At 69.5% G+C, this 21350-nt stretch carries 24 protein-coding genes; 10 read left to right on the top strand and 14 right to left on the bottom strand.

The window, feature by feature from the left end; all coding sequences use genetic code 11:
* Positions 1–29 precede the first annotated feature (29 nt).
* Positions 30–2060, bottom strand: a complete 2031-nt coding sequence (locus DFR74_RS32530) for an NADPH-dependent 2,4-dienoyl-CoA reductase (protein WP_067511273.1) — start codon at positions 2058–2060, stop codon at positions 30–32.
* Positions 2057–2638, bottom strand: a complete 582-nt coding sequence (locus DFR74_RS32525) for a PadR family transcriptional regulator (RefSeq protein ID WP_067511272.1) — start codon at positions 2636–2638, stop codon at positions 2057–2059. Before DFR74_RS32525 ends, DFR74_RS32530 begins: the two co-directional genes overlap by 4 nt.
* 114 nt (positions 2639–2752) lie before the next feature.
* Between DFR74_RS32525 and DFR74_RS32520 the strand changes: the two genes are divergently transcribed.
* Entirely contained in the window at positions 2753–4090 is a 1338-nt protein-coding gene (locus DFR74_RS32520) for an MFS transporter (protein WP_067511271.1), read from the top strand.
* 285 nt (positions 4091–4375) lie between these two features.
* Here the strand turns inward: DFR74_RS32520 and DFR74_RS32515 are convergent, their stop codons facing one another.
* Positions 4376–4996, bottom strand: a complete 621-nt coding sequence (locus DFR74_RS32515) for a TetR family transcriptional regulator (protein WP_228801575.1) — start codon at positions 4994–4996, stop codon at positions 4376–4378.
* A 197-nt stretch (positions 4997–5193) separates the two neighbouring features.
* On the opposite strand from DFR74_RS32515, the gene DFR74_RS32510 reads away from it, so the two are divergent.
* Genes DFR74_RS32510 through DFR74_RS32500 form a run of 3 tightly spaced genes read left to right on the top strand, consistent with a single transcriptional unit; the run spans position 5194 to position 7763 of the window.
* Positions 5194–6252, top strand: coding sequence for a ferredoxin reductase (locus DFR74_RS32510; RefSeq protein WP_067511269.1), 1059 nt, complete (start codon positions 5194–5196; stop codon positions 6250–6252).
* 20 nt (positions 6253–6272) lie between these two features.
* Positions 6273–7421, top strand: coding sequence for a fatty acid desaturase family protein (locus DFR74_RS32505; RefSeq protein WP_067511268.1), 1149 nt, complete (start codon positions 6273–6275; stop codon positions 7419–7421).
* The gene (locus tag DFR74_RS32500) at positions 7422–7763 is read left to right on the top strand and encodes a hypothetical protein (protein WP_067511267.1); all 342 of its coding nucleotides are present in this window, start codon (positions 7422–7424) and stop codon (positions 7761–7763) included.
* On the opposite strand, the gene DFR74_RS32495 is transcribed toward DFR74_RS32500, so the two are convergent.
* Positions 7764–8261, bottom strand: a complete 498-nt coding sequence (locus DFR74_RS32495; RefSeq protein ID WP_067511266.1) for a DUF4254 domain-containing protein — start codon at positions 8259–8261, stop codon at positions 7764–7766.
* 390 nt (positions 8262–8651) lie between these two features.
* Between DFR74_RS32495 and DFR74_RS32490 the strand changes: the two genes are divergently transcribed.
* Entirely contained in the window at positions 8652–8972 is a 321-nt protein-coding gene (locus DFR74_RS32490) for a hypothetical protein (RefSeq protein WP_067511265.1), read from the top strand.
* A gap of 176 nt (positions 8973–9148) precedes the next feature.
* Here DFR74_RS32490 and DFR74_RS32485 read toward each other — a convergent pair whose 3' ends face one another.
* The 4 genes from DFR74_RS32485 to DFR74_RS32470 form a co-directional block, all read right to left on the bottom strand.
* Entirely contained in the window at positions 9149–10342 is a 1194-nt protein-coding gene (locus tag DFR74_RS32485) for an MFS transporter (RefSeq protein ID WP_067511264.1), read from the bottom strand.
* 44 nt (positions 10343–10386) lie between these two features.
* Entirely contained in the window at positions 10387–11574 is a 1188-nt protein-coding gene (locus tag DFR74_RS32480; protein ID WP_198161800.1) for a PLP-dependent cysteine synthase family protein, read from the bottom strand.
* A 116-nt stretch (positions 11575–11690) separates the two neighbouring features.
* Positions 11691–12110 carry a hypothetical protein gene (locus DFR74_RS32475; protein WP_067511263.1) on the bottom strand — a complete coding sequence of 140 codons (420 nt, stop codon included), beginning with the start codon at positions 12108–12110 and terminating at the stop codon, positions 11691–11693.
* 37 nt (positions 12111–12147) lie between these two features.
* Complete coding sequence (locus DFR74_RS32470) at positions 12148–12438, bottom strand: excalibur calcium-binding domain-containing protein (protein WP_067511262.1); 291 nt, start codon at positions 12436–12438, stop codon at positions 12148–12150.
* A gap of 193 nt (positions 12439–12631) precedes the next feature.
* Here DFR74_RS32470 and DFR74_RS32465 point away from each other — a divergent pair, with 193 nt between their 5' ends.
* Positions 12632–13321, top strand: a complete 690-nt coding sequence (locus DFR74_RS32465) for a DUF4389 domain-containing protein (RefSeq protein ID WP_228801576.1) — start codon at positions 12632–12634, stop codon at positions 13319–13321.
* Between the two features lie 52 nt (positions 13322–13373).
* Here DFR74_RS32465 and DFR74_RS32460 read toward each other — a convergent pair whose 3' ends face one another.
* The 3 genes from DFR74_RS32460 to DFR74_RS32450 are packed head-to-tail and all read right to left on the bottom strand — an operon-like array spanning position 13374 to position 16043.
* Positions 13374–14369: an ABC transporter ATP-binding protein gene (locus DFR74_RS32460; protein WP_067511261.1), complete on the bottom strand. Its 996-nt coding sequence runs from the start codon at positions 14367–14369 to the stop codon at positions 13374–13376.
* Positions 14366–15196, bottom strand: coding sequence for an ABC transporter permease (locus DFR74_RS32455; protein WP_067511260.1), 831 nt, complete (start codon positions 15194–15196; stop codon positions 14366–14368). Before DFR74_RS32455 ends, DFR74_RS32460 begins: the two co-directional genes overlap by 4 nt.
* On the bottom strand, positions 15189–16043 hold the full coding sequence (locus tag DFR74_RS32450; RefSeq protein ID WP_232331823.1) for an ABC transporter permease: 855 nt from the start codon (positions 16041–16043) through the stop codon (positions 15189–15191). Before DFR74_RS32450 ends, DFR74_RS32455 begins: the two co-directional genes overlap by 8 nt.
* A 147-nt stretch (positions 16044–16190) precedes the next feature.
* Between DFR74_RS32450 and ectB the strand changes: the two genes are divergently transcribed.
* Together ectB and DFR74_RS32440 are read left to right on the top strand one after the other, a co-directional pair.
* Complete coding sequence (gene ectB, locus DFR74_RS32445) at positions 16191–17447, top strand: diaminobutyrate--2-oxoglutarate transaminase (RefSeq protein WP_067511259.1); 1257 nt, start codon at positions 16191–16193, stop codon at positions 17445–17447.
* 107 nt (positions 17448–17554) lie between these two features.
* Complete coding sequence (locus DFR74_RS32440; protein WP_067511258.1) at positions 17555–18043, top strand: Dps family protein; 489 nt, start codon at positions 17555–17557, stop codon at positions 18041–18043.
* A gap of 106 nt (positions 18044–18149) precedes the next feature.
* Here DFR74_RS32440 and DFR74_RS32435 read toward each other — a convergent pair whose 3' ends face one another.
* Positions 18150–18722, bottom strand: a complete 573-nt coding sequence (locus DFR74_RS32435; protein ID WP_067511257.1) for a TetR/AcrR family transcriptional regulator — start codon at positions 18720–18722, stop codon at positions 18150–18152.
* A gap of 88 nt (positions 18723–18810) precedes the next feature.
* Here DFR74_RS32435 and DFR74_RS32430 point away from each other — a divergent pair, with 88 nt between their 5' ends.
* Complete coding sequence (locus tag DFR74_RS32430; RefSeq protein ID WP_067511256.1) at positions 18811–19272, top strand: nuclear transport factor 2 family protein; 462 nt, start codon at positions 18811–18813, stop codon at positions 19270–19272.
* Between the two features lie 25 nt (positions 19273–19297).
* Here the strand turns inward: DFR74_RS32430 and DFR74_RS32425 are convergent, their stop codons facing one another.
* Positions 19298–19660 carry a hypothetical protein gene (locus DFR74_RS32425; RefSeq protein ID WP_067511255.1) on the bottom strand — a complete coding sequence of 121 codons (363 nt, stop codon included), beginning with the start codon at positions 19658–19660 and terminating at the stop codon, positions 19298–19300.
* Between the two features lie 39 nt (positions 19661–19699).
* A complete protein-coding gene (locus DFR74_RS32420; protein ID WP_084537898.1) occupies positions 19700–20434 on the bottom strand; it encodes an MFS transporter in 735 nt (244 codons plus the stop codon).
* Between the two features lie 147 nt (positions 20435–20581).
* Here DFR74_RS32420 and DFR74_RS32415 point away from each other — a divergent pair, with 147 nt between their 5' ends.
* Entirely contained in the window at positions 20582–21262 is a 681-nt protein-coding gene (locus tag DFR74_RS32415) for a TetR/AcrR family transcriptional regulator (protein ID WP_067511253.1), read from the top strand.
* The last annotated feature ends 88 nt before the right edge of the window (positions 21263–21350 follow it).

The raw sequence follows: 21350 nt of genomic DNA, 5'->3' as shown, positions 1-21350 counted from the left end.
GCCAGCGATGCTAGGCGATGCCCGCCCGCCTACAGCCGCGCGGCCAGGCGGGTGCCCTGGTCGATCGCGCGTTTGGCGTCGAGTTCGGAGGCCAGTTCGGCGCCGCCGATGAGGTGCGGGGTGATGCCCGCGGCCAGCAGCGGCTGCTCGAGGTCGCGCACCGACTCCTGGCCCGCGCAGATGATCACGTTGTCCACCGGGATCAGTTGCGGCCGTTCGCGTTTCTCGCCGAAGCTGATGTGCAGGCCGTGATCGTCGATGCGTTCGTAGTTCACCCCGCCGATCTGTTCGACGCCCTTGGCCTTCAGCGCGGCGCGGTGCACCCAGCCGGAGGTCTTGCCGAGGCTCTTGCCGAACGTGCCCGACTTGCGTTGCAACAGCACCACTTCGCGCGCGGCGGGGGAGGGGCGCGGGGTGGTGAGCTGGCCGGGGACCTGCTCGTCGTCGGCGGTGACGCCCCACTCCTCCTTCCACTCCTCCAGTTTGAGCGCGGGATGCCCGTCGACGGTGAGGAATTCGCTCACGTCGTAACCGATGCCGCCCGCGCCGATCACCGCGACCCGCTTGCCGACCGGTTTCCCGTCGCGGACGAGTTCGGCGTAGGAGAGCACCATCGGGTGGTCGATGCCGGGGATGTTCGGGATGCGCGGCTTCACGCCGGTGGCGAGCACCACTTCGTCGTAGCGGCCTTCGAGCAGTTCGCCTGCGCTCACGCGCTTGCCGAGATGCAGTCGCACGCCGTGGATTTCGATCATCCGCGTGAAGTAGCGGATGGATTCGCTGAACTCCTCCTTGCCGGGGATGCGGCGGGCGATGTCGAACTGGCCGCCGATCTTGTCGTCGGCCTCGAACAGGTCCACGCGGTGGCCGCGCTCGGCCAGGCTCACCGCCGCCGAGAGGCCGGCGGGCCCCGCGCCCACCACGGCGACGCGCTTGGCGCGGCGGGTGGGCAGCAGCTTCAGCTCGGTCTCGTGCCCGGCGCGCGGGTTGAGCAGGCAGGAGACGGTCTTGTGCTGGAAGGCGTGATCCAGGCAGGCCTGGTTGCAGGCGATGCAGGTGTTGATCTCGTCGACGCGGTCCTGCGCGGCCTTGTTCACCCACTCCGGATCGGTGAGGAACGGGCGCGCGAGCGAAACCAGCTGGGCGTCACCGCGAGTCAGGATCTCCTCGGCGATCTCGGGCATATTGATGCGGTTGGACGCGCACACCGGGATGCTCACCTCGCGGGTGATCTTGGCGGTGAACTCCACGAACGCCGCGCGCGGCACCGAGGTCACGATGGTGGGCACCCGCGCCTCGTGCCAGCCGATGTCGGTGTTGATGATGGTGACGCCCGCCCGCTCCAATTCCTTGGCGAGCGTGACGATCTCTTCGAACGTCTGCCCCTTCTCCACCAGTTCGGCCATCGAGAGCCGGAACACGATGATGAAGTCGGTACCGACCGCCGCCCGCACGCGGCGCACGATCTCGAGCGGCAGCCGCCTGCGGTTCTCCGGCGACCCGCCCCACTTGTCGGTGCGCTTGTTGGTGCGCGGGGCGAGGAACTGATTGATGAAATAGCCCTCCCCGCCCATGATCTCGCAGCCGTCGTACCCCGCGAACTGCGCGAGCTGAGCGCAGCGGGCGTAGTCGTCGATGGTCTGCTCGACCCCGCGCGAGGAGAGCGCGCGCGGCCGGAACGGATTGATCGGCGCCTTGATCGAGGACGCCGAAACACTGCCCGGCATATAGGAATAGCGTCCGGCGTGCAGGATCTGGATGGCGATCTTGCCGCCCTCGCGGTGCACCGCCTTGGTGATGGCGCGGTGGCGGTAGGCCTCGGTCTTGTTGGTGAGCTTCGCGCCGAAGGGCAGCAGCCAGCCGGTGCGGTTGGGGGCGTAGCCGCCCGTGATGATCAGGCCCACACCACCTTTCGCGCGTTCGGCGAAGTAGGCCGCCAGCTTGTTCGTATCCCAGGCGCGATCCTCCAGTCCGGTGTGCATCGAGCCCATCACCACGCGGTTGCGCAGCGTGGTGAAGCCGAGGTCGAGCGGTTCGAACAGGTGGGGGAAGGAACTCATGGGGGCGTCTCGCCTTTCGCTCGGTCCGGGCGCGGGGCTGACGCGCCGGGACGCAGGGCTTGCAGTACCTCGTCGCACCATTCGGTGAACCCGGCCTCCACGCGGATACCGCCGCGCAGGACCAGGTACTGGTGCAGGGCCGTGCCGGAGAGCTGATCCGGCGCGGCGAAGTCGCGTTTCTCGATGAGGCGGTACACCTCGAGCCGGGCCGCGTGCTCGTCGCGGTGGCGGGTGATCTCCGCGCACAGGGCGTCGATATCGCCGTGGGCGGCGCCGCGGATCTTGACGCCGAGTTCGCTGCGCGGCAGGTCGGTGTTCGACGGCGCGGCGATCCAGCGGGCCAGTTCGGCGCGGCCCGCGGCGTTCACCGAGTACACCTTCTTGTCCGGCTTGCCCTCCTGCGCCACGGATTCGCAGTCCAGCCAACCGGATTCCTCCATGCGCCGCAGCACCCGGTAGATCTGCTGGTGGGTGGCGCTCCAGAAGAAGCCGATGGACTTGTCGAAGCGGCGGGCCAGCTCGTAGCCCGAACCGGCCCGCTCGGTCAGCGATACCAGCAGCGCGTGCTCGAGGGCCATGCGGCGACTTTACTCGGAACTCACAGTACTATGCAACCGAGTGCATAGCGTTCCGGCGCGCGTCGCGCGGCCGAACCCGGGTGCGCGACCTCCGCAGCCATTACGCTGCGTGGCATGACCGAGGTGGACGCGCGCGGCACGATCGGAGAGGCCGCCGGGCGCGGTCAGGTGGTCGCGTGGGGGCTGTGGGACTGGGGATCGTCGGCGTTCAACGCGGTGATCCTGACCTTCGTGTTCTCGGTCTATCTCACCAAGGAGGTCGGCGACGACCTGCCCGGCGGCGTGTCGGCCAGCGCGTGGCTGGCCTGGGCGCTCGCCGTCTCGGGCGTGGTCGTCGCGCTCACCGCGCCCGTCAGCGGGCAGTGGTTCGACGCGGCCGCGAAACGCAAACGCGGGCTGGGTGTTCTGACCGCGCTGGTGGTGTTGTCGATGATGGCGATGTTCTTCGTGCACGACGACCACCGCGACCTGTGGCTGGGCCTGGTGCTGCTGGCGTTCGGCGCCGCGGTCTTCGAACTGGCGAACGTGCCCTACAACGCCATGCTGCGCCAGGTGTCCACGCCCGAGACCGTCGGCCGGGTCTCCGGATTCGGTTGGGCCATGGGCTATTTCGGCGGCATCTTCCTGCTGCTCATCTGCTACTTCGGCTTCATCTCCGGTGACGGCGACACCCGGGGCATCTTCGGCATCCCCACCGACGACGGCCTCAATATCCGCCTGGTCGCGGTGCTGGCGGCGGTGTGGTTCGCCGCGTTCGCGCTGCCCGTGCTCTTCGCCGTGCCCGAATTGCCGCGCACCGGAGCCGATCCCGGCGCGGCGAGCGCGGGAATCCTCGGGTCGTACCGCGTGCTGTTCCGCGATCTGCGCGATCTGTGGCGCACCGATCGGCGCACGGTCTGGTATCTGCTGGCCAGCGCGGTCTTCCGGGACGGGCTGGCGGGCGTGTTCACCTTCGGCGCGATCCTCGCGGTGCAGGTGTACGGCATCGCCGACGCCGATGTGCTGCTGTTCGGCGTGGCCGCCAACGTGGTGGCGGCGCTGGGCGCGGTGGTCGCGGGCCGGTTCGACGACCGGGTCGGGCCCAAGCGGGTGATCGTGGGCTCGCTCGGGGCGATGCTGGTGTGCGGCGTCGCGCTGCTGATCGTGTCGGGCCCGGCTATGTTCTGGGTGTTCGGCCTGCTGCTCACCATCTTCGTCGGCCCGGCGCAGGCCTCGGCGCGCTCGTTCCTGGCGCGCCTGGCCCCGCCCGGCCGCGAGGGCCAGATGTTCGGCCTCTACACCACCACCGGCCGCGCGGTCTCGTTCCTCGCGCCCGCGCTGTTCGGCCTGTTCGTGTGGTTGTTCGACGCCGACCGGGCGGGCATCGTCGGCCTGCTGATCGTGCTCGGGCTGGGCCTGCTCGTGCTACTGCCCGTGCGCGCGCCGGAGAGGGATTCGGCGCAGACCGTCTGACGCGCCGGACTCGTCGGTGCGCCGGTCTCGTCTGAGCGTGTCGGTTCCGCCTGAGTGTGTCGGTCCGACCTGAGCGTGCCAGTCCCGCCTGAACGCGCCGAGCCCGCCTGACCACGCCGAGCCCGTCTGACGAGCCCGGCCCTCTCTCGCGTGGACGGTAGCCAGAGCCGCCGCCGAGGCGGGACTACCGGTCCGGGCCCGGCAACCGCACTACCGGTGTTCCGGCCGCCGCACGGACCACGGGAGGGAATCCCGGACTCGCCGGAGCCCGGACGAAGTCCGCGCTCACCGGTCCTTCGGCGGCCACCAGTTGTCCATGCCGAGCGCGATCAGCCGCACCTTCTGCACGGTGTTCGCGACGGCGTTGCGCTGCTCGCGCTCGTCGGCCGAGAGGTAGGTGGCGATACCGTCGGCGACGGTGCCCACCAGCAGGTCGGCGGCGATCTCCAGATCGCGCGGGCTCCAGTCGTCCAGGGTCGGCACCCGCGAGAGGTCGGCGACGAGTTCGCGCACGATCAGCTGGAGTTCCAGCGCGATCGCCTTGCGCAGGATGGCCGAACCGCCGTGCCGTTCGCGGGTGAGGAAACCGAAGATCGCGCGTTTGCCCGCCACCTGGTCGAAGACGAAGCGCACCGTGTCGGCCACGCTCGCGTCGGGCTTGCGGCGCACCTCGCGCAGCGCGAGCCGCAGCGCGGTGACGCCCTCGTCGACCAGGGCGGTGCCCAGATCGTCGAGCGAGGCGAAGTGCCGGTAGAAGGCGGTGGGCACGATGCCGGCCGAGCGGGCGATCTCACGCAGGCTCAGGGCCGCGAAACCGCGGTCCTCGGCCAGCGCCAAGGTGCCCTCGACCAGGGCCTGCCGCGTGCGCTCCTTGCGCTCGCCCCGGGTTGCTGCCTGCTCGCTCATCACGGTGAGCATACATCCGTTCACCATTCGCTTTTCCACGTTGTGTAGTTCGGGTCACATGCTTTGCCGGTTGACACCGGCCCATGTCCATCGGTCACACTAAGTGAGTGTACAGGCGTGCACTGAAATTTCGTCCAGTGACGATCCGCACGCCCGACGGCCCATCAGTACCCACGAGCAGAGGCACGGAGAACCGAATGGTGGATCTCATCGACCTGGTGCAGACCCTGACCACGCCCCACCCGCTGGACCGGTATCTCGAACTGGTCCGCCCCACCCTCACGGTGCGGCAGACGCGTGCCGAGATCACCCACGTGCGCCGCTCGGCGCCCGGCTCGGTGACGCTCACCCTGCGGCCCAACCGCCGGTGGCGCGGGCACGTCGCGGGGCAGTACGTCCAGCTCGGCGTCGTCATCGACGGCGTCCGGCACACCCGGTGCTATTCGCCGGTCAACCCCGAGGGGCGCCGCGACCGCCACATCCAGCTCACCGTCAAGGCGCATCCCGGCGGGCTGGTGTCGCAGTACCTCTACGAGCACGCCACGCCCGGCACGGTGGTGGATCTGAGCCCCGCCGAGGGCGTGTTCCGCCTGCCCGCGCCGCGGCCGGAGAAAGTGCTGCTGATCAGCGGCGGCAGCGGCATCACGCCGGTGCTGTCGATGATGCGGACCCTCGCCGACGAGGGCTACCCGGGGCAGCTCACCTTCCTGCACTACGCGCGCTCCCCGGAGGCGGTGCCGCACCGGGCGGAGATCGACGCGATCGCCGCGCGGCACCCGAACTTCCGCATCGAGATGCGCTACCCGGAACAGGGCCACGGCCCGTTCGGCTACGACGAGCTCGAGCGCGTCGCGCCCTGGTACGCCGAGGCGCAGACGTTCATGTGCGGCCCGCCGCCGATGATGGAAGCGGTCCGCAAGGTGTTCGAGGCCGAGGATCTCGGCGAACGCCTGCACTCGGAGGAGTTCACCCTCTCGGTCGCGCCCGTCGACGCGAGCGAGGTGACCGGTGCGACCACGTTCAGCGCCAGCGGCGTGACTTCCGAGAACGCCGGGGCCAGCCTGCTCGAGCAGGCCGAGGCCGCCGGACTGAACCCGGAGTACGGCTGCCGCATGGGGATCTGCTTCTCCTGCACGGCCGTTCGCCGCACCGGCTGCACCCGCAACCTGCGCACCGGTGAACTCGACAGCGACCCCGACCAGCCCATCCAGCTCTGCGTCAGCGCCGCCGTGGGCGATGTCGACATCGAAATCTAGACACGAAGGGGACTCTCGACATGACCATCCTGACCGAAACCAAAGACGGCCCGCTGGTCCTCACGCCCGAACAGGTGGAGGAGATCGGCAAGACCCTCGACGAGCTGCGCGCCCGCATCGTCGCCGACCTGGGCGATCGCGACCGCGAATACATCTACTCGATCATCAAGGCGCAGCGCGGACTCGAGATCGCCGGGCGCGGCCTGATGTACCTGGGCTTCCTGCCCCCGTTCTGGCTGGCCGGCGTCGCCGCGCTCGGTGTGTCGAAGATTCTCGACAACATGGAGATCGGCCACAACGTCATGCACGGCCAGTACGACTGGATGCGCGAGCCGGACCTGAACTCCCGCGAATTCGAGTGGGACACCGTGTGCCCGGCCGACCAGTGGCGGCACTCGCACAACTACATGCACCACACCTACACCAATATCCACGGCATGGACCGCGACATCGGCTACGGCATCCTGCGCATCGATGAGGGCCAGAAGTGGAACCCCTACTACCTGGGCAACCCGCTCTACGCGTTCCTGCTCATGGTGTTCTTCGAGTGGGGCGTCATGCTGCACGACGCCGAGGCGGAGAACATCGTGCAGGGCAAGCGCAAGTGGAGCGACCTGAAGCCGCTGGTCAAGGGCTGGTGGCGCAAGGCGGGCAAGCAGTCGCTGAAGGACTACGTGATCTTCCCGGCGCTGACCGGCCCGCTGTTCGTGAGCACCCTGCTGGGCAACGCCGCCGCGAACATCGTCCGCAACGTGTGGGCGTACTCGATCATCTTCTGCGGGCACTTCCCGTCGGGCGTACAGACGTTCACCGAGGACGAGACCGCCGAGGAGACCCGCGGCGAGTGGTACGTGCGCCAGATGCTGGGCTCGGCGAACATCGACGGCGGCAAGCTGTTCCACATCATGAGCGGCAACCTGTCGCACCAGATCGAGCACCACCTGTTCCCCGACGTGCCCGCCAACCGGTACCCGGAGATGGCGCCCGAGGTGCGCGCGCTGTGCGAGAAGTACGGCCTGCCCTACAACAGCGGGCCGCTGCGCAAGCAGCTCGGCGATGTGTGGCTGAAGATTTTCAAGCTCTCGCTGCCGGATCGTTTCGTCAAGGGGTCGCCATCACCCGGTGTTATCGTGATGCGACAGCGGAAGGCAACCGAAGTGGGCGTGTGAATGATCGGGAAATTCGAGACCAACAAGGATTTGATCCAGGAATTGACGTCGTCCGGTGCCCGGCACGTCGGAAATATCGCGACGATCATCACCGGCACCGTGCAGGAGGTCACCCGGGAGATCGGTGAGTGGATCACCGACGCGATCGAGATGAACGAGGCGGCCGCGGCGGCCCGCAAGGACGCCGCCGCGCACCGGGAGGCGGCGCTGTTCGACGACGAGGACGCCGCGGCCGGGTTCGACGAGCCCGCCGCCGCGGCCCCCGCCACCGAAAAGCCCACCGCCGAAACGTCGTTCGTGGAGGCCGAGGTCGTCGACACGGAGGTCGACGACCGCCGGTGATCACCACACCGGCAGCCTGCGCCGGTGTTCGGCGACGTCGGTGATCAGATCCTGATAGCCGTCGGCCAGCTCGGCCAGCCGGGTCCACTGCAGGCGGGCCTGGCCGTCCAGCCCGGCCGGCGGCCGATCGGTCGCGTCGGTGAAACCCAGGGCCTGTCGCGCCGCAATCCATTTCGCCGCCATTCTGTCGATCACCGCGCCGAGCGTCTCGGTGTGCAACGAGGCGCCGGTGCGGTGGACGACGTGGGTGGCCACCCAGCCGTTGATCCGGTCCACGAGTTCGGCGCGGTGCCCGTCGATGTCCTCGAGTGCGGTGCGCTGCGGGTCGCCCGCGCCCGCGGTCAGCGCCCGCCTGCGCTCGTGGCAGGCGGCCAGTTCGCGGGCGGTGTCCAGGACCGGGTGCCCGCGCCCGTCCCGGTCTCGGAAGGCGCGCAGCAGCGCCGAACTCGGCGGCAGCTCGTCGGCCCGGACGCGGCTCACGGCGTATTCGGTCGGCATGGCGCTCTCGCGATCAGGATCTCGGCGTGGATGCGCCAGGGCCGAGGGGGATTTCGGGGAGGAGCAGCCCCTCGGCGCCGGCGCAGCCCCGAGTCCGCGCGCCCCCACTCGATCCCCCGGCACGCCTCGGGGCGACCGGGAAATACGCGACGGTGCGTTGAGGAAGACGACCCGGTGAATCGGGACACTTTCAGGAAAGCGCGAGCGCGGAAACCGCGCAATAGTATGGTGTAAAAATCAACGCGCCGGCGGGAAATCGTTATCGTCCGTTACGTTTCGGTCACCGGGAATCCGCGGGGATCCGCGCCGGAATGGCGGTCGGCATATGCGCGGCAACCGATTCGGCGGGGCTGCTGCGCGCCTCCGGTCGATGGGCTAACCTCGGAGTTCGTGCCCGCCTACGTGTCGTCACCGGAGCTGACGTTCGGTTTCATGTTCGCCCTGGAAGACCCGGAGCGAATCGCGGAGGTCGTCCGCGGCCTGATCGTCCGGAAAACGGTGTCGGTGTACCGGCTCGCGCGCCTGTCCGACGACGGCGGCCCGCCCGAACGCTATGTCGTGAACTGGGGCGCCATTCCGCAGATCTCGATCACCACCACCGCGCCGGAGCCCGACGAGTTGCGCGCCAACCGGATCATGTTGGTCAACGCGTTTCTCAGCGAACGCGGTGAGGTCAGTCTGTATTCGGCGCAGGGGGAAGCGCCGACCTGATCGCACGCCTGGCCGCGAAGGCAACTGTGCCGCGAGTACAACTGTGCACCGGTACTCGCGTTCGTGCACCGGGATCCGAGTTCGGCTTGTCATTCGGGCGCCGGCGCCCTTCGGCTCCGGAAGCGCTGAGCTTCGGGGGTGGGCCGGACGCGACGCACCCGGCCCACCCCGTGCGCTCAGCCGACCGGGACGGGTGACTCCAGCCGCCCCGTGCGCGCCAGGCGGTACAAGCCCGCCGCCGAGGCCAGCCCGATCGCGATCAGCGCCGCCCACGCCAGCGAACTCACACCGGCCGCGCGCGCCGCGTCGAGCACCGTGCCGGTGCCCAGGTTTCCGAGCAGGATGCCGGTGCCGACGATGGTGTTGTACAGCCCGTAGTGGGTGGCCACCAGCCGGTCACCGCACAGCGCCACCACGGTGTCCATCTCGAACGGGAACACCGCCGCCGCACCGATGCCCAGTCCGGCGGCGGTCAGCAGCAGTGCACCCACCGCGACCGGAACGCCGAACGCCGTGCCGGGCACCAGCAGCAGCGGCACGAACGCCGCCGCCAGCACGCCCAGCCCGATCACCAGGCTGCGCGGCCTGCCCCAGCGCGCCGCGAACCAGCGGGTGATGCGCAGCTGCCCGGCGATCGCGATCACGCCCGACACCACGAACACCGCCGTCATCAGCGCGGCCGCCGCTCCCGCGCCGACCACGCGGTCGGCCTGCATGGGCAGCGCCAGATACACCTGGAACGAGAGCACGTAGCAGCCGATCATCGCCGCCGAGAACAGCAGGAACGGCCGGTTGGCCAGCGCCGTGCGCCAATCGTCCAGCACCGAGGCCGATTTCGGGGCCGCGCGGTGCTGGGGCAGCGCGCGCAACTGGGCCACCGTGAGCACGGCGAACACCGCGGCCGCGGCGGCGGCCGTCACCTGGAAGTCGAACGCCATCAGTACCAGCCCGAGGATCGGCCCCAGCAGGGTGCCCGCCTGGTAGAAGATGTTGAACAGTGCGAACGCCTCCAACCGGCGTTCGCCCGCGTCGACCGCCAGGTAGGCGCGCACCGCCGGGTTGAACAGCGCGCCCGCGAATCCCGTTGCCGCCGAGGCGATCAGCAGCGCGGTGAGCGAATCGGCGACGGCCAGCAACGCGAAACCGCCGGTGCGCAGCAGGCAGCCCGCGACGATCAGCGGTTTGTAGCCGAGCCGGTCGGCCAGCGTGCCGCCGACCAGGAACATGCCCTGCTGGGAGAAGTTCCGGATGCCCAGCACCAGTCCCACCGCCCACGCGGCCAGTCCCAGCGGGCCCGCCATGTGGGCGGCCAGGTACGGCATGAGCATGAAGAACCCGGTGTTGATGGCGAACTGGTTCACCATCAACATCCGGCTGGGCGCGCCGAAGCTGCGGTAAGTGGCGTAGAAGTTCCTCACCGCGCGGCTCCGGGCCGGGCTGGTACGTCGGGCATGTGCGGGTCCTCGGTCGGGTCGGTCAGCGGGCGCGCCTTCGGGTCCACCACCGTCGCGCAGCGCGTCCACGAGTCCACCACGGCCGCCGACGGGTGGGACAGGGTGGCCGGTTCGACGGGTGGTTCCCCGCCGAGCAGACCGTGTTCGCGGCAGTACGCGTCGTTGTAGACGGTGTCGAAGTAGCGCAGCGGCCCGTCGGGGAAGATCGCGGCGATGCGCTGGTCGGGGTCGCCGGTGCGGGCCAGCCAGCCCGCGACGAGCGCGACCGCGCCCACGCTCCAGCCGCCGCCCGTGTGGTGGGTGGCGGCCAGCGCCCGGCACGCCCACACGGCCTCGGCGGGCGCGACCCAGTGGACCTCGTCGAACGCCGGGTAGTCGACGTTCGCGGGATGGATGGAGGAGCCCAGCCCGCGCATGAGGCGGGGCCCGGCGGGCTGGCCGAAGATGGTGGAGGCCACGGTGTCGACGCCGATCAAGCGCAGGTGCGGAAACCAGCGGCGCAGCGCCCGGGAGATGCCCGCGGAGTGCCCGCCGGTGCCCACCGAGCACACCAGCGCGTCGATCCGGCCGAGCTGGGCGACGAGTTCGGTGGCGAGGGCGGTGTAGGCGTCGCGGTTGTCGGGGTTGCGGTACTGGTCGGGGCACCAGGCGCGCGGGTCGGCGGCGAGCAGGTCGGTCACGCGGTCGCGGCGGGCCTGCTGCCAGCCGCCCACCGGGTGCGGTTCGGTGACGGTCTCCACCCGCGCGCCATAGGCGGCGAGCATGCGCGCCACGATCGGCTCCAAACCGGGGTCGGTGACCAGCGTGACCGGGTGCCGATACACCGTGCCCGCCAGCGCGAGCCCGAGTCCGAGTGTGCCGCTGGTGGATTCGACGATCGGCGCGCCGGGCGCGAGTTCACCGCGCGCGGTGGCGCGTTCGACCATGTGCAGGGCGGGCCGGTCCTTCATCCCGCCCGGATTGGCGCCTTCGAGCTTTGCCCAGAACCCCCGGCCCGCGGGCGCGAGTGGTTCGGTGATCCAGAGGACGGGCGTGTTGCCTACCAGGGTGGCGGGGCGGGGGCAGCGCTGGGCGCTGGTGAGCAGTCCGGCGGGGCTCGGCGTCGCGTCGGGCGACGCGGGCAGGGGGTACTGCAAGGCTGCGGTCATGGAATCGTCCGATTCTGTGCGGGTCGGGGCGCGCGGGGACGCGCGTCACCGACGGGGTGTGGTGCGGGACGCACGGACACCGGCCGCGCACGCGGGCGCGGCCTGACGCGAACCGATCAGTTCCGATCGATCCCGAATCGGACGAGGAGATCCCGGCCGCCGAGAACCGGAAGGGCGCTACCGGGTGGCGCGCGGGGCGCCGCGCCGAGCCGCTCGGGGGCGGGCGGCGCGGCCGAGGGAGTGTCGAGGCCGGGCAGCAGATCCGGCCAGGACGGACCGGAGCGCGGCGGGGCGACGAGCAGCGCGTCGCCGGGCAGGTGCCGTTCCGGCGGGTTGACGTGCGCGTGCCGGTCGGCCGCCGCCCAGAGCGTGACGGTGTTCTCGACTCCCGGGCCGACGGACTCGATGTGCTCGTGGACGGCGGCGGCCCTGGCGAACACGTGACAGTCCGGCAGCACGAGGGCCAGGACCCACGCCGCGAACACGAACGCGACGACCGCCCGCGGGGCGGGGCGGCGTGCGGCAGCGAACGTCACGATCGCCGATGGTACAAGCCGAGGCTGAGTGCCCCGCTCAGGATTTCGGGCGCACCAGGCAGGCGACGCCGTCCTCGGCGCCGTCGAGCCGGTCCAATTGCACCGAGTAGCCGGGCTGATTGCGGCGCAGCGGGGCCTTGCCCGCGTTCCACGCGTCCTCGCAGGTGCGGTACGCGGGCGCGGCGGTGGTGCTGGTGGCGGCCGCCCCGCCGCCGGAGGAGGAGTGCGAGCGCTTGCGCTTGCCGTTGCTGCCGCCGCAGGCGCTGACGACGAGCACGGTGATGAGCAACAGGCCGACGACGGCCACCAGGGTGCGCGATCTACGCATGGTCGGATTCCCCCCAATCGCAACGGATTTCGAAACAACCGCCGAACAGTATTGCGCGGCCGTCGCGGTGGCGCAACGAAGCCCGCCGCGATTCGTCGGCGTGTCGAGCCCGCATCGTGGCCGGACCGCGCTCTTCGTCCGCCAGAATCGTGAAAATCCTCACAGCATGCTGCCGCCCGAAGGAGCCTCGACCATGGACATGGAGCTCGGCAAGCCGGAACCGGCCGCGCACCCGGTGCGGGTCAGGGGCGATCTGGACCCCGGACTGTCCCGGTGGATGTGGCTGGTGAAGTGGTTGCTCGCCATCCCGCACTACTTCGTGCTGTTCTTCCTGCACATCGGGTACGCCGTCGTGACGGTCATCGCGTTCTTCGCGATCCTGTTCACCGGGAAGTACCCGAAGGCGTTGTTCGAGTTCAATGTCGGTGTGATGCGCTGGAATTGGCGCGTCAGTTTCTACGCGCTCACCGTGCTCGGCACGGACAAGTATCCGCCGTTCTCGTTGCGGCCGGACCCGGAGTACCCGGCCGATCTGGAGATCGACCACCCGGAGAAGCTGCATCGCGGGCTGGTGCTGGTGAAGTGGTGGCTGCTGGCCATCCCGCACTACCTGATCATCGGTGTGCTGATGAGCGGCACCGTGGCCAGTGCGGTGCAGGACGAGGGCACCGGCGCGTGGAACCTGGCGATGAGCTGGCCGGTGATCCACGTGCTGGTGGCCATCGCGCTGATCGGCCTGCTGTTCACCGCCCGCTACCCGAAGGGGCTGTACGACTTCGTGGTCGGCATCAACCGGTGGCTGCTGCGCGTGCAGGCCTACGCGGGTCTGATGCGCGACGAGTACCCGCCGTTCCGGCTCGATCAGGGTCCGCGCGAACCCTGATCAACCGGCCGGTGATCCCCCGCGTGCCTCGGCATGCGGGGGATTCGTGTATTCAGCGGGCGTTCTCGTAGACGCGGCGCACCACGTCCTCGATGCCCGGTTCCTCGATGGACAGGTCGCGCACCGCCGCCCGATCCGCGACGGCGGCGAGTAGCTGTGCGGCCGTGACGGATTCGGCGTCGAACGCCAGCCGCTGGCGCATCCCGTCGGCCTCGCTGGAGAGCAGTTCCGCGCCCGGGGGCAGGTCGCGCAGATCGGGGGCGGGCTCGGCGAGGTCGAGCACGAGGACCCGGCGCGCACCCACCGTCGCGCCGAGGCCGGGCAGGGTGCCGTCGTAGACGAGACGGCCGTGATCGACGACGAGCACACGGTCGCAGAGCCTTTCGATATCGCCCATGTCGTGGGTGGTGAGCAGCAGGGTGGTGCCGCGGTCGGCCCGTTCGGCGCGCAGGAACTCGCGCAGCCGCTGTTTGGAGAGCACGTCGAGTCCGATCGTGGGCTCGTCCAGGATGATCAGCTCGGGCGAATGCAGCAGGGCGGCAGCCACTTCCGCGCGCATGCGCTGGCCGAGGGAGAGCTGCCGCACCGGGGTGCCGAGGGTTTCGGCCATCTCCAGTTGTTCGACCAGTTCGTAGGTGCGTTTGCGGGCGAGGTCGGGATCGAGCCGGTGGATGGCCGCGAGGATCGAAAACGATTCGCGCAGCGGCAGATCCCACCACAGCTGGGAGCGCTGCCCGAACACCACGCCGATCCGGGAGGCCAGCGCGCGCCGCCTGCGCACCGGCTCCAGCCCGCAGGTGCGCACGTGTCCCGAGGTGGGCACCAGGATGCCCGTGAGCATCTTGATGGTGGTGGACTTGCCCGCGCCGTTGGCGCCGATATAGCCCACGGCCGCACCGCGTTCCACGCGAAAGGTCATCCGGTCCACGGCCGTGATCACGTCACGTTCGCGGCGCCACCGGCCGTTCTTGCGGTAGAGCGTGAATTGCCTGGTCAGATCCTCGATATCGATGATCGCGTCGGGTAAGCCTGCCGCCGCCGTGTTCATCCCCCACCTCCCTGATAGTGCCTGGTGCCCAGCCGCCAGAGTCCGAAGGCCAGCAGCCACACCCACAGCGTCGCCACCGGGACCCACCACGCGAGCCAGGCGGGCAGCAGCGCCGGGCCGGGCAGGTCCAGCAGCGCGAGGGTGGGCAGATACGCGGTGAACGCAACCGGAATCGCGAAGCCGAACAACAGTTTCAGCGGCGTCGGGAACACCGACGCGGGCTGCGTGGCGGCGAAGGAGCCGCCGTAAGTGAAGCTGTTGGTGAGTTCGGAGCCGTCGATCAGATAGAACTGGAGTCCGGCGGCGCACACGAAGATCCCGGCGAACATCAGGACGCCGCAGACGAGTGTGGTCACCAGCAGCGCCACCGTGGCGGGGGTCCACGCGATGTCGTTGTGCGCCAAGCCGATCACCAGCACCACGATCGCCACGGCGGCGCGGGCGCAGCGGCGCAGCGAGATGTCGCCGGTCACGAGCTGGGCCAGCAGTGGTTGCGGGCGTAGGTGATACGCGTCCAGGGTGCCCATCCGGATCAGCGTCGGCAGGGTGTCGAGGTGGCCGACGAGCACCTGCGCGAGCGCGAACGCGGTGTTGGACAGGCCGAACAGCAGCAGCGCCGCCTTCAGGTCCAGCCCGCCGAGCACGTGCACGTTGTGGAAGATCACCCACACCTCGGCGAATTCGACGAGACCGACCAGCAGCGCGCTGAACATCTCGCTGGCGAAGGAAAGCCGGTAGGCGCGCTGCGCCCGGATGCGCGAGCGCAGCACGGCGGCGTACGGGGTGAACCAGGTGCCCGCCGGTGCGGTGCCGAGACGTTCAGCCACCCTGGACCTCCAGCTTGCGCCGGCCCGCGCGCAGCAGGAACCGGCCGAGCAGGCCGATGGCGAGCACCCAGAACGCCTGGGTGGCCACCACACTCACCGCGTCCATGCCCAGGACGCGGCCCGACAGGACGTCGATCGGCGCCTGGAGGATGGACGGGAACGGGGTGGCGTGGGCGAGCGCGCGCAGCCAGTCGGGGAACATGTGCACCGGCACGAACAGCCCGGCCAGGAAGGTGCCGAGGATCTGGTACAGCGTCCGCACGCCGCGCGTCTCCACCACCCAGAACCCGACCAGGCCCACGGCGAACAGCCCGAGGAACGACAGCGAGACGGCCAGCACCATCGAGATCAGGCCCAGCACATAGGGTCCGGGCGTGCCGGGCAGCGCCAGCCCGAAGGTGACCACCCCGAACAGCACGCTGGGCAGGAAACGCGGGATGAGCGCGCACGTGGCGCGGCCGAGATCGGCTGCCAGGTAGGCGAATTGGATGTCGACGGGACGCAGGAAGTCGACGGCCACGTCGCCGTTCCTCACACGCTCGGCCAATTCCAGTGGCGGGCCCATGAATTGGGTGAGGGCGATCATGCCTTGGGAGAGCCAGACGTAGGCGGCCATGCTGCCCTCGTCGTAGCCGCCGAACTCGCTGCCCGCCCGCACCGCCGCCAGCAGCACCGAGGCGCGGACGAGTCCGAACACGCAGTTGGTGAACAGGCCGGCGAACATGGCCAGCTTGTACTGCGATTGCCGGCGGAATCCGGCCACCGCGAGGCGCCAGTAGAGGGTGGTTTCGCGGCGGGTGCGGGTGGTCGCCGTCAGTGAATTCCGGCCTACCTCACCCCAGCGCACAAGGAGTTGACATTACAGCCCGCGCGCGGCACGGGGAAGTGTTCGGCGCGGATTCGGCCGAAACCGCCACGGATCCGTCGCGCGAGTGTTAGAAACGCACTCACTTCACATATGTGGAGAGGTCGCGCACGACAGGAAGGATCGTCGATGACTGTCGCCGAGTCGACCGTTTTCGAGGCACTCGAATCGAACGTGCGCGGTTACTGCCGGTCCTGGCCCACGGTGTTTCGCACGGCCAGCGGCGGCTGGCTGCGTGACGAACAGGGCCGCGAGTACCTGGACTTCTTCGCCGGCGCGGGCGCGCTCAACTACGGCCACAACAACCCGGTGCTCAAACGCGCCCTCCTCGACTACATCGCGGGTGACGGGATCACTCACGCGCTCGATATGTCGACGGTCGCCAAGCGTGCGCTGCTCGAGACCCTGCGCGACCGGGTGCTCGCGCCGCGCGGGCTGGACTACAAGGTGCAGTTCCCCGGTCCGACCGGGGCGAACGCCGTGGAGGCCGCGCTGAAGCTGGCGCGCAAGGTGACGGGGTGCCAGGCGGTGCTGAACTTCACCAACGCGTTCCACGGGATGTCGTTGGGCGCGCTGTCGGTGACGGGAAACGCCGCGAAGCGGGCGGGCGCGGGCGTGCCACTGGTGCACGTGACGCCCATGCCCTACGACGGGTACCTCGAGTCGGGCGACGAGTTGGCGTGGATGGCGCGCGCCCTCGACGACCCGTCGTCCGGCGTGGACAAACCTGCCGCCGTGATAGTGGAGACCGTGCAGGGTGAGGGCGGCGTGAACGTCGCGCGGGCGGAATGGTTGCGCCGGTTGGCGGAGCTGTGCGCGGCGCGCGGGATCTTGCTGATCGTGGATGACGTGCAGATGGGGTGCGGACGCACCGGGCCGTTCTTCTCGTTCGAGGTCGCGGGCATCACCCCCGACATCGTCACGCTGTCGAAGTCCATCGGCGGTTACGGATTGCCCATGGCGCTGGTGCTTTTCAAATCCGAACTGGACCAGTGGGCGCCCGGGGAGCACAACGGCACGTTTCGCGGCAATAACCCGGCGTTCGTCACCGCGCGCGTCGCGCTGGAGCACTACTGGTCGGACGACGCGCTCGAACGTTCCACCAAGGCGAAGGGGGAGCGGATCGCCGGGGTGTTGTCGCGGATCGCGGCGACGGTGTCCGGTGTGTCCACGCGCGGGCGCGGGCTGGTGCACGGGTTGGTCTTCGAGGACGCGTCGCGCGCGGGGAAGGTTTGTCAGGCGGCCTTTGAGCGTGGCCTTTTGGTGGAGACCTCCGGGTCGTTCGACGAAGTGGTGAAGCTGTTGCCTCCGCTCACGCTCGCCGACGACGAGCTGGATCATGGCCTCGATTTGCTGGGGAGTGCCGTGGACGTCGTTTGCGGCTGATTGTGAAGCAACTCATCTCCTGATTGCTGGCATCCCGCGGAGTCCGAGGCTAATCTGGAGTTATTCCAGAAAAGCCCTACCGAGGACTTTCCACGAGAGGAGCTGCAATGACTTCGACCCTGCCGAAGAGCCCCATCACCAGCCCGTTGGGGAAGGCGGAGCAGAAGGCCGTCGGCGTGGTGTTGGCGGACGCCCTGTCCGATCTGATCGACCTGTCGCTGATCGGCAAGCAGGCGCACTGGAACGTGGTCGGCAAGAACTTCCGTGAGCTGCACCTCCAGTTGGACGAACTGGTCGGCAGCGCCCGCGAGTTCTCCGACTCGGTGGCCGAGCGCGCCGCCGCCCTGGGCATCTCGCCCGACGGCCGCGCCGCGACCGTGGCCGCCACCTCGGCGCTGCCCGAGTTCCCGGCCGGCTACCTCGCCGACCACGACGTGGTCGAGGCGATCACCGACCGGCTGGACCTGCTCGTGCGCCGCATGCGCGAACGCGTCGAGGCGACCGATACCGCCGATCCGGTGACCCAGGATCTGCTCATCGGCATCACGGCCGAACTGGAGAAGCAGCGCTGGATGTTCCAGGCGCAGCTCGCCTGATCGGCTCGAAGTAATTCGCGCAGCGGGAATTCGCCATGGCGGCGGGTTCCCCGCTGTTGCGTTTCCGGACAAGCGGGACCTGGGCTTGATCGCGGCGATGTCGGGTCTATGGCCGTGCCCCGGTGAGCAGGCGTTCGGCGGCGTCGCGGGCCTTGCGTGCCACGTCCGGATCGCCCGTGATACCCGCCGTCACCATCGCGCCCTCCGCCAGGAGGTAGATCGCTTCGCCCGCATCGGATCCGGCCGCGTCCACCCACCCCGTGATGTGAGCGTGGAACGCCTCCTTGTGGGCGCGGACTTCGGCGAGCACGGCGTCGGAGGTCGGTCCGAGTTCGCCGTGTGCGTTGATCCAGGCGCAGCCGCGGAAGCCGGGTTCGGCGAACCAGTCGCGCAGCCAGTCGAAGAGGGCGAGCACGCGCCGGGTGGGGTCGGCGAATCGTTCGACGTAGTCGACCAGGCGGGTGCGCCAGCGGAGGTCGCGGCGGCGCAGGACCGCGACGGCGAGGTCGTCCTTGGTGGGGAACATCGCGTAGATGCGCTTGAGCGACAGGCTCGACGCCGCGCGGAGACGGTCCATGCCGACGGACTGGAAACCGTGGGCGTAGAACAGCGATTCGGCGACGTCGAGGAGCGCCTCGCGGTCGCCTGCTTGTCGCTCGGCGGTGAGGGCGGCGGGCATCGGGGCTCCCTTGACGTGGAGAACGGTCGTTCCCTACTGTAGCGCGGGAGTGGAGAACGTTCGTTCTCCACCTGTGAGAGGAGTGCCCATGCCGGACGTTCGCCCGCCCTTCCCGCCGTTCACCCCGGAGACCGCGGCGCAGAAGGTCCAAGCCGCCGAGGACGCGTGGAACACTCGCGATCCGGAGCGCGTAGCCGCCGCGTACACGCCGGATTCCTTGTGGCGCAACAGGGACGCCTTCGTGAGCGGCCGTGCGGAGATCGTGGAGTTCCTCACCGCCAAGTGGGAACGCGAGCTCGATTACGCACTTCGCAAGAGCCTGTGGGGTTTTCGCGAGAACCGCATCGCCGTGCGCTTCCAGTACGAGTGGCACGATCGCGCCGGACAGTGGTGGCGCAGCTACGGAAACGAGTTGTGGGAGTTCAGCTCCGAGGGTCTGATGTCGCGACGGGAGGCCAGCATCAACGACGTGGCCATCGCCGAGGCGCAGCGCCGGATCTTCGGCCCGCGCCCCGCCGGCCAGCACGGCGTCGACATTCCGCTGCGGTAGCGCCGCGCGCCACCGCCGGGCCGGGTCAGGCGAATCGGGTGAACCCGGTGAGGAACGGCCGCACGGTCGCCTCGCCGGCGGGCCCCGACCGCAGACCGTCGAGCACGTCGTCGGACATCTCGCCGAAGGTCTCGAAGGACTGGACGGTGCAGTGCGCCATCACATCCCGGATGTAGGGGTCGGACAGCTTCCAGTGCGCGAGGACCGCGTCGGAGTCCGCGTAGAGCTGGAAGCTGTGCGCGAGCCCGCGCGCCTCATCCAGGAAGACCTGCACCACCAGCTGCGGCCCGTGCTCCTCGACGAAGGCGACCGCGCGACGCACCGCCCCCTTGAACTCCTCGAGATGGCCGTCGGTGATCTTCATGGTGTTGTGGAACAGGATGCTCATGCTCCCGATCCTGAAACATCAACCGAACTCGAGGTCAACTCATATCCCCCTCAGCGGAAGGCGGCGGCGTTCTCCTCGGCCCACTGCCGGAACGAGCGACCGGGAGCGCCCGTGAGCCGGGTGACGGTGTCGCGCACGGTCCGCAGTTCGTCGTTGACATCCCCGCCGGTCACGTCGAGCACCGCGTCGGCGGCGTCCTCGCCGAAGGCGTCCACCATGCACGGCGCCGGGCAGATCCAGCTTGCCGCGCGGCCCGCGCACCGCGTTGTCCACGCCGCGCAGCACGGCGAACACCGCCACCGCGACGAACACCACGTTCACCCACATCACGGCGCGCCACCCCACGTACTCCGTGAGCAACCCGTTCAGCACCACACCGGCCGCACCGCCGGCCGCGCCCGCACCGCCCCACGCGGCCATGGCCCCGGACCGTGCCGGCCCCTCGGCGAACTCCGCGGTGACCAACGCCGGCGACATCGGCGCCAGCACCGACGCGGCCACACCTTGAATGGCCCGCGCCGCCAGCAATTCCGGTGCGACTTGGGCCAACCCGCCCCACGCGCTGGCCACTCCGAACACGGCGAGGCAGGCGAGCAGGAGCGTGCGCCGCCCGGTGAAGTCGGCCAAGCGGCCGCCGAACAGCATGAGGCCCGCGACGGGGAGCAGATAGGCGTTGAGCACCCAGCTCAGCCCCGACGCCGAGAAGTCCAACTCGGCGTCGATATCCGGCAGTGCCACGTTGACGATCGAAAGATCCAGGGACACAAGGAACATCACGGTGAAGACGGCGGCGAGGGTCCAGCCCGCCCGGTTCCGGTCCGTGTGGTCACGGCGACCTCCATAATTTAGTAACGCGTGTGTTTATTATGGTCAGCACAGCCTTACCTCGCTGTCGAGACCTTCGCATCGAAGAATGGGCCCATGACAGGCGCGACTACACCCCGGCGACGCGGACGCCCCGTGCGGGTGACCCGCGAGGAAGTCGTGGCCGCCACCACCCGCATGCTGAAACAGGACGGATCGGCCGGGTTCAGCATGCGCAGACTCGCCGACGAACTCGGTGTGAGCACCGCCGCCGTCTACCACCACTTCCCGGGCAAGGCGCAGCTGTTCATCGCCGTGCTGAGCGAGGAGGCCGAGCGGGTGCCGCGCCCGGACCTGCCGGACTCGCCCCGCGACCGGTTGATCACCCTCGTGATGCACGTCATCGAGGTGCTGCACGAATTGCCGTGGGTGGTGGACGTACTCGTCGCGGGCGAATCGTTCGGTCGCGCGGCGATGTGGATCCTCGACGAGTTCGTCGGCGCGGCAATGGAACTCGGTGCCGACATCCGCCACGGCACCTACATGTACTCGGCGATGTGGCGTTTCGTGCTCGGCGAGCTCATGATGCGCCGCGTCGCGGACGAACGCGCGGCCGCCGCCGCGGCGGGGGACCCGCGCCCGCTGTGGAGCGATCTGGTGGCACCGGACGAGTTCGCGGAATTCGACCGCGTCGGGGAGTTGCTGCCGGAACTGTCGCGGATGCGCGAGGAGTTCCGCGCCCGCACCGCCGTGGCCGAGTTCGTGGACGGGATGGTGCTCGGCATCCCGCGCGGGTGAGTGGCTCGCTCAGCGAATCCTGTTGTTCGCCTTACCCAGTGGGCTCCTCGATTGTCGGGGAGTGCGACCACCCGCGCGCCGCCGGGTC

The sequence above is a fragment of the Nocardia puris genome, from assembly GCF_003315035.1.
Lineage (GTDB): Bacteria > Actinomycetota > Actinomycetes > Mycobacteriales > Mycobacteriaceae > Nocardia > Nocardia puris.
Note: the sequence above shows the minus strand (reverse complement) of the source record. Positions and strands in the feature narration are given on the sequence as shown.

Bases quoted from the DNA above. Each gene is read 5' to 3' on its own strand.
- DFR74_RS32530 (WP_067511273.1), bottom strand. From the start codon at position 2,060: ATGAGTTCCTTCCCCCACCTGTTCGAACCGCTCGACCTCGGCTTCACC.
- DFR74_RS32525 (WP_067511272.1), bottom strand. From the start codon at position 2,638: ATGGCCCTCGAGCACGCGCTGCTGGTATCGCTGACCGAGCGGGCCGGT.
- DFR74_RS32520 (WP_067511271.1), top strand. From the start codon at position 2,753: ATGACCGAGGTGGACGCGCGCGGCACGATCGGAGAGGCCGCCGGGCGC.
- DFR74_RS32515 (WP_228801575.1), bottom strand. From the start codon at position 4,996: ATGAGCGAGCAGGCAGCAACCCGGGGCGAGCGCAAGGAGCGCACGCGG.
- DFR74_RS32510 (WP_067511269.1), top strand. From the start codon at position 5,194: ATGGTGGATCTCATCGACCTGGTGCAGACCCTGACCACGCCCCACCCG.
- DFR74_RS32505 (WP_067511268.1), top strand. From the start codon at position 6,273: ATGACCATCCTGACCGAAACCAAAGACGGCCCGCTGGTCCTCACGCCC.
- DFR74_RS32500 (WP_067511267.1), top strand. From the start codon at position 7,422: ATGATCGGGAAATTCGAGACCAACAAGGATTTGATCCAGGAATTGACG.
- DFR74_RS32495 (WP_067511266.1), bottom strand. From the start codon at position 8,261: ATGCCGACCGAATACGCCGTGAGCCGCGTCCGGGCCGACGAGCTGCCG.
- DFR74_RS32485 (WP_067511264.1), bottom strand. From the start codon at position 10,342: ATGTTGATGGTGAACCAGTTCGCCATCAACACCGGGTTCTTCATGCTC.
- DFR74_RS32480 (WP_198161800.1), bottom strand. From the start codon at position 11,574: ATGACCGCAGCCTTGCAGTACCCCCTGCCCGCGTCGCCCGACGCGACG.
- DFR74_RS32470 (WP_067511262.1), bottom strand. From the start codon at position 12,438: ATGCGTAGATCGCGCACCCTGGTGGCCGTCGTCGGCCTGTTGCTCATC.
- DFR74_RS32465 (WP_228801576.1), top strand. From the start codon at position 12,632: ATGGACATGGAGCTCGGCAAGCCGGAACCGGCCGCGCACCCGGTGCGG.
- DFR74_RS32460 (WP_067511261.1), bottom strand. From the start codon at position 14,369: ATGAACACGGCGGCGGCAGGCTTACCCGACGCGATCATCGATATCGAG.
- ectB (WP_067511259.1), top strand. From the start codon at position 16,191: ATGACTGTCGCCGAGTCGACCGTTTTCGAGGCACTCGAATCGAACGTG.
- DFR74_RS32440 (WP_067511258.1), top strand. From the start codon at position 17,555: ATGACTTCGACCCTGCCGAAGAGCCCCATCACCAGCCCGTTGGGGAAG.
- DFR74_RS32435 (WP_067511257.1), bottom strand. From the start codon at position 18,722: ATGCCCGCCGCCCTCACCGCCGAGCGACAAGCAGGCGACCGCGAGGCG.
- DFR74_RS32430 (WP_067511256.1), top strand. From the start codon at position 18,811: ATGCCGGACGTTCGCCCGCCCTTCCCGCCGTTCACCCCGGAGACCGCG.
- DFR74_RS32425 (WP_067511255.1), bottom strand. From the start codon at position 19,660: ATGAGCATCCTGTTCCACAACACCATGAAGATCACCGACGGCCATCTC.
- DFR74_RS32420 (WP_084537898.1), bottom strand. From the start codon at position 20,434: ATGTTCCTTGTGTCCCTGGATCTTTCGATCGTCAACGTGGCACTGCCG.
- DFR74_RS32415 (WP_067511253.1), top strand. From the start codon at position 20,582: ATGACAGGCGCGACTACACCCCGGCGACGCGGACGCCCCGTGCGGGTG.